This is a genomic window from Citrobacter sp. Ca225 (genome assembly GCF_030337175.1).
Taxonomy (GTDB): domain Bacteria; phylum Pseudomonadota; class Gammaproteobacteria; order Enterobacterales; family Enterobacteriaceae; genus Citrobacter_A; species Citrobacter_A amalonaticus.
In genome coordinates this window covers 54,813-67,080 of record NZ_JAOWCD010000063.1, presented here as the reverse complement: position 1 = coordinate 67,080, position 12,268 = coordinate 54,813, and the positions used below count along the sequence as shown (strand labels likewise).

The following is a 12,268-nucleotide window of genomic DNA, read 5'->3' as shown; positions in this document are numbered from 1 at the left end:
GGTTGCCTTACTGTGCTTTAAGCCGTTTGCCTATCCATATCTGCAGCAGGGTCAGTACCATCGTGATAACGAAAATCACCACGGCAATCGCGGAGGCGTACCCTTTTTCATGGTAGATAAAGGCGTATTTATAAAAGAGATAAGCGATGGTCATGGTCTGATCGTCCACCATGGAAGAACTGCCAAACAGCAGATACACCACATCGAATATTTGCAGCGTTTCGATAAACGAAATCACCAGAACAAAGAACAGCGTCGGGATCATTAACGGCAGGGTAATCGACCAGAAGCCGCGCAGTTTACTGATGCCATCCAGGGACATGGCTTCATAAATCTGCTTCGGGATCCCCTGCAATCCGGCGAGCAGAATGATCATCTTCAGAGCGATAGCCGACCAGATAATAACCAGTGAGGCGCTCAGACGGACAATATCCGGATCGGATAACCAACCAATGGCGGGAATATCGAAATAAGCCAGGATCTGATTGAGTAAACCGAAATTACGGTTCATCAACCACTGCCAGACCATCGCAATGGCGGCAGGCATCGTAACGGCCGGAAGAAATAACAGCGTACGGAACAGCCACTGACCGCGAATCGCCTGGTTTAAACCAATCGCCAGCAGTAAAGACAGGACCGTGATCACCGGCACACAAATAAAAACATAGGCCAGCGTATTCACTATCGCCGAACGGAATTCATCATCGCTGAATAAATTAATGTAATTATCCAGACTGATTGTCGTCCAGATCTGAAACTCGCCCAGATCGGTAAAACTGTAAAATACGTTCTGGAAGAATGGCGTAAAGTAAAAAATAACTAATCCTGCCAACAGCGGCAGAATCATTATCCACCCCCAGAAACGTTCTTCTTTTTCCAGTCGGGTCAGGGAATTTTTATTGGGTTCCCTGGCCGATAACGGCGGGGATGCCGCTTCATCTGAATAGCTCATACAGACTCCGGGATGCTCACTTTACAAACAATAAATGGGTTAACGCAGGAGAGGTGAGAGGGAGCAAGGCTCCCTCACGATTATTTCTGCATTTCACGCTCAACGCGTTTGGCGACACCCGGCATAACCTGTTGCGGATCATTTCCCATCCAGACTTTTTTCAGCCCGTCGTTGAGAATGCTATTCCATTTCGCGGTATTTGAACCGGCGGTGGGATATTTATGAGAAAACGCCAGTGAATCGATATAGGCGGAAACATCAACATCCTTAAAGCCTTCCGCCCATGCTTTAGCGACTTTCTGATTGGCCGGAATCACCACTTTGCCCGCTGCCAGCGTTTGCTGCGCATGTTCTGAGCTCATGAATTCAATGAATTTCCAGGCGGCCTCTTTATGCTGGCTTTTGGCAGACATGGCGAATGCCAGGCTATGAGAGACGCCAGCCTGTTCTGCCATTTTGGGCATCGGAACGACGCCGACATGATCGTTAATCAGTTCGTTCTGCGAGAACGGCAGCGCCCACCACGAGCCCGCGTAGATCATCGCCACCCGATTGGACTGGAAGACATCGGCGGCTTTCATTTCGCCTGGCGGCTGGAGCAATCCTGCCTTCAGCATTCCCTGAACGTCGCGATACATGGCAATCGCGTTGTCGCTGGCAACGTCCGTTTTACCCTCAGGCAGGACAATCTGAGTACCGGCCTGCAGCAGCAGGTTAAAGTAGCTGTCCTGACCGCTGCCGAGATCCATCGCCAACGGATAAGAATGCTGATCCAGCTTTTTACGTAACTGTTCTGATTTCTGTTTTAAATCGTCCCACGTCCAGTTTTTATCGGGATAGGTTACGCCAGCCTGATCAAACATTTTTTTGTTATACCACACGGCAATCGCGTCGATATCCCGTGGAATAGCGTATTGTTGAGACTGGTACTGATAAGCATCGACAGAGCTTTTCACGAAATCATCAAGATGTGGTGATGATGTGTCTTTTAAATAAGGAGTCAGTGGTTCCAGCATGCCGTTTTTAACGTACTGCTGAAAATTCGGCATATTCATCCAGAATACATCCGGCGCCACATTTCCCCCGACCGCTGAACTGAGTTTTATGAAATATTGGTCATAGGGCGTTAGTTCAATTTCAACTTTTACACCGGGGTTATTTTTTTCAAATTCATTAACCAGTTGCTGTTCGCCGGGAAGTTGATTTCGATCCCATAGCGTGTAGCGTAATTTAACGGGTTTTTCTGTCGTCTGGCCTTCAGCACTGGCGGCAACCGGTGCGGCCAGTAAACAGGAAAAAAGGCATGCCAGGGCGACATTATTTTTATTCAAGGTATACATAACTTCCCTCTTTATTCGGGTCAGAATGTCGGTGAGGTAAATTACAGAAGCCATTGAATCTTGTGTTTAACAAAGGGGAAAGTCAAAGGGGGAAAAATGAGCGAATTATCGCATTAAAACACCCCGGCTTTTCGGTAGGTTTCTCTTTTATCAAAACGAAAAGAGAGCGAAAAGGGAGGCCTCAGGCATTGTTCTTTCTTTCAACAGGTTAGGATTTTTCTACCGACGAAAAGCGAAAAAGGGCGGGTGAAAAATTAACCTTCAAAACTGCGAGCATTATCACCTTATCTTTCACGGACAGGAAAGAAAAACGGGGATTATTCCCCGTTTTCTCGGTTGCTTTCGTTTCGAAAATATCAGGTCACTGGTGCCGGGTTAAAGACGGCCAACTGATTGTGCAATCCCCATTGATCGGAGAAGGTTTTCTTACGGCCACTGGCGACATCAAGAATAAATTCGAACAGCTTCTGACCAACTTCCTCAATGGTCTCTTCACCCGTGGCGATGGTGCCTGCATTGATATCCATCAAATCGTACCAACGCTTTGCCAGTTCGGTACGGGTCGCCATCTTAATCACCGGCACGGCCATCAGGCCATAGGGGGTACCGCGACCCGTGGTGAACACCTGGACGGTGATCCCGGACGCGACCTGCTGCGTGCCGCAGACAAAATCGCTGGCGGGCGTTGCGGCATAAATCAGACCGCGTTTGGTCGGGCGCTGGCCTGGGGAGAGCACTTCGACAATCGCGCTTTTACCGGATTTCGCAATGGAGCCCAGCGCTTTTTCCACCACATTCGCCAGCCCCCCTTTTTTGTTACCCGGAGAGGGGTTAGCGCTGCGATCGGTTTTCCCCATATCGAGATAGTTGTCGTACCAGGCCATCTCTTCCAGCAGACGTTTACCCACCGCTTCGTTGATGGTGCGCGGCGTCAACAGATGGATCGCATCACGCACTTCGGTGACTTCGGAAAACATTACCGTAGCGCCGCAGCGTACCAGCAGGTCAGAGGCGTAGCCCACTGCCGGGTTTGCCGTCACGCCGGAAAACGCATCGCTGCCGCCGCACTGCATGCCGACAACCAGTTCAGAGGCCGGGCAGGTTTCGCGCTGGCGCAGATTCAGTTTAACCAGATGGCGCTCAGCGACCTGCAGGATATCATCGACCATGGAACGGAAGCCCACATGCTTTTCGTCCTGAAGGCTGACGATGCTGGCGCTGTCGACCGGAATACTTTGCACATCGTCAGTACCTTCCAGTAAACGTTCCGGCTGCAGTTTTTCACAGCCCAGGCCAATGACCATCACTTCGCCGCCAAAGTTTGGGTTCAGCGAGATGTTATGGATGGTGCGGATCGGCACCACAGCTGCCGGCGCGTTAATTGCCACGCCGCAACCGTACAGGTGGTTAAGTCCGACCACACCATCGACGTTCGGGTATTTAGGCAGCAGATCGCGCTCAATGATTTTGACGACATAATCCACCACACCCGCCACACAGTGCACGCTGGTGGTGATGCCGAGCAGATTCTTGGTGCCTACGCTACCATCAGCGTTGCGGTAGCCTTCAAAGGTATAGCCTTCCAGCGGCGGCAGCGGTTCCGGAACTTTGGTCGCCAGTGGCAGCGTGTTCAACGGCGGCGCTGTCGGTAGCTCAACCATGGATTCATCAATCCAGCTTCCGCGCGGAATGTCGCGCACGGCGTAGCCGATCACTTCACCGTAACGTATGATTTCACCATGAACCGGAATATCCACCAGCGCGACTTTATGTCCCTGTGGAATATGTTCAATCAGCTCCAGTCCATCCGGGAATCGCGTCCCGGTTTTCAAACCATTGTCATTAACAATGATCGCCACATTATCTGTTTCGTGGACCTTTATATAAAATGCGCTCGGCGATTCTTGTCTGATGTCGATGTTGGCCATTGTCCAGTATTCTCCAACCGGGGTGATAATAATATAGAAAGATTCTGCGAATCTGATTATTAAAATAAGGAAGACCTGTCGTGAAATAAGGATGTCAGGAGTTCAAAAATAAGAATGTGATCCAGATCACTCGTTATGGTGAAAGCCCGGCTATCAGGGGCGGTAAAGCGTAAATATGTGCATCAGCGCCCAGCGTTATGTGCATTTGCTCAAGATATTATTTGTAATTAGCATCGTTAATGAGCATCTGCACAATGCGTAATGCTCTCTGCCTGATTATACTGAATCACGAAATGAGTATCTGTATTTATTAATAAGCGATAGCGTCTGTCATCAATAAATAATAATAAATGTGTCTGCTTAAGTGCCTGAGGTAAATAAAATGATCCTGGATACCGTTGTAGAAAAAAAGAAAGGTACGCATACCCGCTATTTAATTCTGCTGATAATTTTTATTGTTACAGCGGTTAACTACGCGGACCGGGCGACGCTATCCATTGCCGGTACCGAAGTCGCCAAAGAGTTGCAGCTGAGTGCTGTGTCAATGGGCTACATCTTCTCTGCCTTTGGCTGGGCATACCTGCTGATGCAAATTCCCGGCGGCTGGCTGCTCGATAAGTTTGGTTCGAAAAAAGTGTACACCTGGAGCCTGTTTTTCTGGTCGCTGTTCACCTTCCTGCAAGGCTTCGTGGATATGTTCCCGCTGGCCTGGGCCGGGGTTTCCATGTTCTTTATGCGCTTTATGTTGGGTTTCTCGGAAGCGCCTTCGTTCCCGGCAAACGCCCGTATTGTTGCGGCCTGGTTCCCGACCAAAGAGCGTGGAACCGCGTCGGCAATCTTTAACTCTGCTCAGTATTTTTCACTGGCACTGTTCTCGCCGCTGCTGGGCTGGTTGACCTTTGCCTGGGGCTGGGAGCACGTCTTCACTGTGATGGGCGTGATTGGATTTGTCCTGACGGCGCTGTGGGTCAAACTGATTCATAACCCCACCGATCACCCGCGGATGTCCGCAGAAGAGTTGAAGTTCATCTCTGAAAACGGTGCGGTCGTGGATATGGACCACAAAAAACCGGGCAGCGCCGTGGCAAGTGGTCCAAAACTGCATTACATCAAGCAGTTATTGACCAACCGCATGATGCTTGGCGTGTTCTTTGGACAGTATTTCATCAACACGATCACCTGGTTCTTCCTGACCTGGTTCCCGATTTATCTGGTTCAGGAAAAAGGAATGTCGATCCTGAAAGTGGGTCTGGTGGCTTCGATTCCGGCGCTATGTGGTTTCGCTGGCGGCGTACTGGGCGGCGTGTTCTCGGACTATCTGATTAAGCGCGGTTTTTCTATCACCGTTGCGCGTAAGCTGCCAATTGTGCTGGGAATGCTGCTGGCTTCCACCATCATTTTGTGCAACTACACCGACAACACCGCGCTGGTGGTGACGCTGATGGCGCTGGCCTTCTTTGGTAAAGGATTTGGCGCACTGGGCTGGCCGGTGATTTCGGACACCGCGCCGAAAGAGATTGTGGGCCTGTGTGGCGGGGTATTTAACGTCTTTGGCAACGTGGCATCTATCGTAACGCCACTGGTTATCGGTTACCTGGTAAGTGAACTGCATTCCTTCAACGCCGCGCTGGTATTCGTTGGCTGTTCCGCTCTGATGGCAATGGTGTGTTACCTGTTTATTGTCGGTGACATTAAACGTATGGAACTGCAGAAATAATTAACGGTTAAGTGACAAGGTAAAAGTGATGAATAACGACATCTTCCCGAACAAGTTCAAAGCAGCGCTGGCTGCGCATCAGATTCAGATTGGTTGCTGGTCAGCGCTGGCAAGCCCCATCAGTACCGAAGTCTTAGGACTGGCGGGCTTCGACTGGCTGGTGTTGGATGGCGAGCATGCGCCAAATGATGTCTCCACCTTTATTCCACAACTGATGGCGTTGAAAGGCAGTTCCAGCGCGCCAGTGGTGCGTGTACCGACCAATGAGCCGGTGATTATTAAACGTCTGCTGGATATCGGTTTTTACAACTTTCTGATTCCGTTTGTTGAAACAGAAGAAGAGGCAGTGAACGCCGTTGCGTCGACGCGCTATCCGCCTGAAGGGATCCGTGGCGTGTCCGTATCGCATCGCGCCAACATGTTTGGCACCGTCCCGGATTACTTCGCGCAGTCCAACAAAAACATCACCATCATTGTGCAGATTGAGAGCCAGCAGGGCGTGGATAACGTCGATGCTATCGCCGCCACCGAAGGTGTCGACGGTATTTTCGTTGGTCCAAGCGATCTGGCTGCGGCGTTAGGCCACCTCGGCAATGCCTCTCATCCTGAGGTGCAGAAAGCCATTCAGCACATCTTTGCCCGGGCGAAAGCGCACGGCAAACCGAGCGGCATTCTGGCACCGGTTGATGCCGACGCCCGTCGCTATCTGGAATGGGGGGCCACGTTTGTTGCTGTCGGCAGCGACCTGGGCGTGTTCCGTTCCGCCACGCAGAAACTGGCTGATTCCTTTAAGAAATAACCACCACCGAAACAAGAGAGATAATTGATATGACGATGAAAGTTGGTTTTATTGGCCTGGGTATCATGGGTAAACCAATGAGTAAAAACCTCCTGAAAGCAGGTTACTCGCTGGTGGTTTCTGACCGTAATCCTGAAGCGATCGCTGACGTTATCGCGGCAGGTGCAGAAACCGCGTCTAACGCCAAAGCGATTGCTGAGCAGTGTGATGTGATCATCACCATGCTGCCAAACTCTCCGCATGTGAAAGAGGTTGCGCTGGGCGAAGGCGGCATTATCGAAGGGGCGAAACCGGGGACGGTGCTGATCGATATGAGCTCCATCGCGCCGCTGGCGAGCCGTGAGATCAGCGACGCGCTGAAAGCTAAGGGCATCGATATGCTGGACGCGCCGGTGAGCGGCGGTGAGCCGAAGGCGATCGACGGCACGTTGTCGGTGATGGTTGGCGGCGACAAAGCGATTTTCGATAAATACTACGATCTGCTGAAAGCGATGGCGGGGTCTGTTGTTCATACCGGTGATATCGGGGCGGGGAACGTCACCAAACTGGCGAACCAGGTGATTGTGGCGCTGAACATTGCCGCGATGTCTGAAGCGCTGACCCTGGCAACCAAAGCCGGCGTAAACCCGGATCTGGTTTATCAGGCGATCCGTGGTGGTCTGGCAGGCAGCACCGTCCTGGATGCGAAAGCGCCGATGGTGATGGATCGTAACTTCAAGCCGGGTTTCCGTATCGATCTGCACATTAAAGATCTGGCAAACGCGCTGGATACGTCTCACGGTGTTGGTGCTCAGCTTCCGCTGACCGCGGCTGTTATGGAGATGATGCAGGCGCTGCGTGCTGATGGCCTGGGAACCGCCGACCACAGTGCTCTGGCATGCTATTACGAAAAACTGGCGAAAGTGGAAGTCACTCGCTAATGACCTTGCGCCCGGATGGCGTATCGCGATCCGGGCCTGGATTGTAGGCCGGATAAGTAAAGCGCCATCCGGCGTTGTGCAGTAACAGGCGATCATCATGAAAATCGTAATTGCCCCAGACTCTTATAAAGAAAGCCTTTCTGCTACTGAGGTAGCGCAGGCGATAGAAAAAGGATTTCGGGAAATTTTCCCCGATGCGCAGTATGTTTCCGTTCCGGTCGCCGATGGGGGTGAGGGGACGGTTGAAGCCATGATTGCCGCCACACACGGTTCTGCACATTCCGCTCTGGTGACCGGACCGCTGGGTGAAAAAGTGAATGCCAACTGGGGCATGTCAGGCGATGGAAAGACCGCGTTTATTGAAATGGCGGCCGCCAGCGGACTGGCGCTGGTCCCCCCCGAAAAACGTAACCCCCTGATTACCACTTCGCGCGGCACCGGGGAGCTTATTTTGCAGGCGCTGGACAGTGGGGCGAGCAATATTATTATCGGCATTGGCGGGAGCGCGACCAATGACGGCGGTGCCGGGATGGTTCAGGCGCTGGGCGCGAAGCTGTGTGATGCCAACGGAACTGAAATTGGCTACGGCGGCGGTAGTCTGAACACTCTCAATACCATTGATGTGTCTGGTCTGGATCCGCGCATTAAACATTGTGCTATTCGCGTTGCTTGTGATGTGACCAATCCGCTGGTGGGCGAACAGGGAGCTTCTCGGATCTTTGGCCCGCAAAAAGGGGCGACGGAACCGCTGATCCTCGAACTGGACCGCAATCTGGCTCACTACGCGGATATTATTAAAAAATCACTGGGTGTGGATGTGAAAAACGTCCCAGGCGCAGGTGCGGCGGGCGGCATGGGGGCAGCGCTGATGGCATTCCTCGGCGCGGAGTTGAAAAGCGGGATTGAGATCGTCACCCAGGCGCTTAATCTGGAAGAGCATATTCACGACTGTACGCTGGTTGTTACCGGTGAAGGGCGCATCGACAGCCAGAGCATTCACGGCAAAGTGCCGGTGGGCGTGGCTAACGTGGCGAAGAAATACCACAAGCCGGTGATTGGCATTGCGGGCAGTCTGACGCGGGATGTCGGCGTGGTGCATCAATATGGTATCGATGCTGTATTCAGCGTATTGACCAGTATTGGCACGCTGGAAGAGGCCTTTCGCGGCGCATTTGACAACATTTACCGGGCGTCGCGAAACATTGCGGCGACGCTGGCGGTGGGAATGCGCAGTGCAGGGTGACAAGGGCGTGCAAACCCTCTATACTGCGCGCCGAAGCTGACCAGACAGTCGCCGCTTCGTCGTCGTCCCTTTCGGGGGAGACAGGCGGAGGGGAGGAAAGTCCGGGCTCCATAGGGCAGGGTGCCAGGTAACGCCTGGGGGGGAAACCCACGACCAGTGCAACAGAGAGCAAACCGCCGATGGCCCACGCAAGTGGGATCAGGTAAGGGTGAAAGGGTGCGGTAAGAGCGCACCGCGCGGCTGGTAACAGTCCGTGGCACGGTAAACTCCACCCGGAGCAAGGCCAAATAGGGGTTCATAAGGTACGGCCCGTACTGAACCCGGGTAGGCTGCTTGAGCCAGTGAGCGATTGCTGGCCTAGATGAATGACTGTCCACGACAGAACCCGGCTTATCGGTCAGCTTCACCACTTTAAGAACCCCGCCACCAGGCGGGGTTTTGCTTTGTAGATAATGTAGATGAATGACTGTCCACGACGCTACACCTGAAAGAAAGCGGCTTATCGGTCAGCTTCACCACTTTCATGTAGAAACCCGCTTCGGCGGGTTTTTGCTTTGCAGATGATGTAGATGAATGACTGTCCACGACGCTATACCTGGAAGAAAGCGGCTTACCGGTCATGACGCTTCGCTTATCAGGCCTGTGAACGGTGAAGGGGAACGGGGACCTGTAGGGCGGATAAGATACGTCGCATCGCCATCCGGCAGCGTTCTGGAACCTGCGGCTATTAAGAAATTTCTTGTTATGTGACAGCCAACACAAAACGCTACTTTCTATGAATATCTCGATAGAAACAAAAAGCAATCGATCGACTTCACAAAATTACGCGCTACAAAAACAGAGAAACTCAGTGTTAATATATTGTTGTGAATGATAATTGTTTGTGTGTATATATTTAATTATTGATAAATTCAATGTTTATTTATAAACAAACAGGGCTAAAAAATGTGATGTATAACATTATTTAATCCAATTTATGTTTTAAACATAATTAAATTTGAGGGATTGCGCATTAAATTTAATGAACAAATTGACCATTAACTGCACGATAATTGCTTGAAATATCGTCATTCCTCATTTTTAGATATGAGGGGAAAATAACGCGTGTTATCGCCATAAAATATTGTTATCCCCCCCTATTTTTTTGACAAAAATCAGACTAAAGTGACATGATGTTTATATAACTAATTGAATGTAAAAGGTTTATTTATTTACAAATAACCACTTGAAATATAGGTGAAGGCAATTTGTGAGTAGTCGCACATATCCTGCTTCATGTAATTTGTTACACTTCACGCCGTCAACAAGGTTATTAACGCAGGTCGATATGAATACGTTTGCTCTCCCAAAAACACAGCAGTTGGTGGTCTTTCAGGAAGTAATCAGAAGCGGTTCTATCGGTTCTGCGGCAAAAGAGTTAGGGTTAACTCAGCCAGCTGTTAGTAAAATTATTAACGATATTGAAGCTTATTTTGGCGTTGAGTTGGTGGTTCGCAAAAATACCGGCGTCACCTTAACTCAGGCTGGGCAGGTTTTACTCTCATGGTCCGAATCCATCACCCGTGAGATGAAGAACATGGTGAATGAGATGAACAGCATGACCGACAACACGGTGGTTGATATCTCATTCGGGTTTCCTTCGCTGATTGGCTTTACCTTTATGTCCGATATGATCCAGAAGTTCAAAGAGGTCTACCCAAAATCACAGGTCTCCATGTATGAGGCGCAACTCTCCTCATTCCTGCCGGCGATCCGCGACGGGCGACTGGACTTTGCGATTGGTACGCTCAGCGATGAAATGAAATTGCAGGATCTGCACGTCGAACCGCTTTTTGAGTCGGAGTTCGTGCTGGTGGCGAATAAGTCCCGAACATGCACCGGCACCACCACACTGGAATCGTTGCAGAACGAACAGTGGGTGTTGCCACAAACGAATATGGGCTACTACAGCGAACTCCTCACCACCCTGCAAAGAAATGGCATTAGCATCGAAAACATCGTTAAAACCGACTCCGTTGTGACCATTTACAATCTTGTTCTCAATGCTAATTTTCTGACAGTGATTCCGTGCGATATGGCCGCACCCTTTGGTTCGAACCAGTTTATTACTCTCCCTGTGGAAGAATCGTTACCCATTGCTCGCTATGCCGCAATATGGTCAAAAAACTATCGTATTAAAAAAGCCGCATCGGTTTTGGTTGAATTAGCCAAAGAGTATTCATCTTATAAAGGTTGCAGACGAAAGCAATTAATTGAAATTAACTAACCGATTAAATTTAATTTAATCCTCAATTCATACCATCGTTCTTAATATTAGACGTTGGTTACGGCTATCTATTACTTTACTATCAGGTAAGAGGTTACAATGCACATTACTTACGATCTCCCGGTTGCCATTGAAGATATCCTCGAAGCAAAAAAACGACTGGCGGGGAAAATATATAAAACAGGCATGCCTCGCTCAAACTATTTTAGTGAGCGCTGCAAAGGGGAAATTTTCCTTAAGTTTGAAAACATGCAGCGTACCGGCTCATTTAAAATTCGTGGCGCATTTAACAAACTCAGTTCATTGACGGATGCGGAAAAACGTAAAGGCGTTGTCGCTTGTTCAGCGGGTAACCACGCTCAAGGGGTTTCTCTCTCCTGCGCGATGCTGGGTATTGATGGCAAAGTGGTGATGCCGAAGGGGGCGCCGAAATCGAAAGTGGCCGCCACCTGTGACTACTCGGCGGAAGTAGTGCTGCACGGCGATAACTTCAACGACACTATCGCCAAAGTCAGTGAGATTGTCGAAATGGAAGGGCGTATTTTTATCCCGCCTTATGACGATCCGAAAGTGATTGCCGGCCAGGGTACTATCGGTCTGGAAATTATGGAAGACCTGTATGACGTCGATAACGTGATTGTTCCTATCGGCGGCGGCGGTTTAATCGCCGGTATTGCTATTGCCATTAAATCTATTAACCCGACCATTAAAGTGATTGGTGTGCAGTCTGAAAACGTACACGGCATGGCGGCGTCTTATCAGGCTGGAGAAATAACCACGCACCGAACGACCGGCACCCTGGCGGATGGTTGTGATGTTTCCCGCCCGGGTAAATTAACTTACGAAATTGTGCGTGAATTAGTGGATGACATTGTCCTGGTCAGCGAAGACGAAATTCGTAACAGCATGATTGCTTTAATTCAACGCAACAAAGTGGTGACAGAAGGTGCTGGTGCACTGGCATGTGCTGCTTTATTAAGCGGGAAATTAGATGCCTATATCCAGAACAGAAAAACGGTCAGCATTATTTCTGGCGGCAATATCGATCTTTCTCGTGTATCGCAAATTACGGGTTTAGCAGACGCGTAAATCCGGCTATTAAT

The 12,268-nt window shown here is 50.3% G+C and carries 9 protein-coding genes and 1 other RNA gene; 7 read left to right on the top strand and 3 right to left on the bottom strand.

Annotation, left to right across the window (positions count from 1 at the left end; translation table 11 throughout):
- Window positions 1–7: 7 nt before the first annotated feature.
- The 3 genes from OGW13_RS08450 to garD all read right to left on the bottom strand — a co-directional run bounded on the left by OGW13_RS08450 (window position 8) and on the right by garD (window position 4,220).
- On the bottom strand, window positions 8–952 hold the full coding sequence (locus OGW13_RS08450) for a carbohydrate ABC transporter permease (RefSeq protein WP_044255861.1): 945 nt from the start codon (window positions 950–952) through the stop codon (window positions 8–10).
- Between the two features lie 80 nt (window positions 953–1,032).
- Complete coding sequence (locus OGW13_RS08445) at window positions 1,033–2,292, bottom strand: ABC transporter substrate-binding protein (protein ID WP_054176910.1); 1,260 nt, start codon at window positions 2,290–2,292, stop codon at window positions 1,033–1,035.
- A gap of 356 nt (window positions 2,293–2,648) precedes the next feature.
- Entirely contained in the window at window positions 2,649–4,220 is a 1,572-nt protein-coding gene (garD, locus tag OGW13_RS08440; protein WP_090050691.1) for a galactarate dehydratase, read from the bottom strand.
- Between the two features lie 382 nt (window positions 4,221–4,602).
- Here garD and garP point away from each other — a divergent pair, with 382 nt between their 5' ends.
- From garP to tdcB, 7 genes are all read left to right on the top strand, one after another.
- Window positions 4,603–5,937, top strand: a complete 1,335-nt coding sequence (garP, locus tag OGW13_RS08435) for a galactarate/glucarate/glycerate transporter GarP (protein WP_044267514.1) — start codon at window positions 4,603–4,605, stop codon at window positions 5,935–5,937.
- Between the two features lie 28 nt (window positions 5,938–5,965).
- Window positions 5,966–6,736: a 2-dehydro-3-deoxyglucarate aldolase gene (garL, locus tag OGW13_RS08430; RefSeq protein WP_042998245.1), complete on the top strand. Its 771-nt coding sequence runs from the start codon at window positions 5,966–5,968 to the stop codon at window positions 6,734–6,736.
- A 29-nt stretch (window positions 6,737–6,765) separates the two neighbouring features.
- Window positions 6,766–7,656: a 2-hydroxy-3-oxopropionate reductase gene (gene garR, locus OGW13_RS08425; RefSeq protein WP_042325204.1), complete on the top strand. Its 891-nt coding sequence runs from the start codon at window positions 6,766–6,768 to the stop codon at window positions 7,654–7,656.
- A gap of 97 nt (window positions 7,657–7,753) precedes the next feature.
- Entirely contained in the window at window positions 7,754–8,899 is a 1,146-nt protein-coding gene (garK, locus tag OGW13_RS08420) for a glycerate 2-kinase (RefSeq protein ID WP_042998244.1), read from the top strand.
- A gap of 32 nt (window positions 8,900–8,931) precedes the next feature.
- An RNA gene (gene rnpB / locus OGW13_RS08415) (RNase P RNA component class A) lies at window positions 8,932–9,308 on the top strand.
- 918 nt (window positions 9,309–10,226) lie between these two features.
- A complete protein-coding gene (gene tdcA, locus OGW13_RS08410; protein ID WP_044255844.1) occupies window positions 10,227–11,165 on the top strand; it encodes a transcriptional regulator TdcA in 939 nt (312 codons plus the stop codon).
- Between the two features lie 99 nt (window positions 11,166–11,264).
- Complete coding sequence (tdcB, locus tag OGW13_RS08405; RefSeq protein WP_042998242.1) at window positions 11,265–12,254, top strand: bifunctional threonine ammonia-lyase/L-serine ammonia-lyase TdcB; 990 nt, start codon at window positions 11,265–11,267, stop codon at window positions 12,252–12,254.
- The last annotated feature ends 14 nt before the right edge of the window (window positions 12,255–12,268 follow it).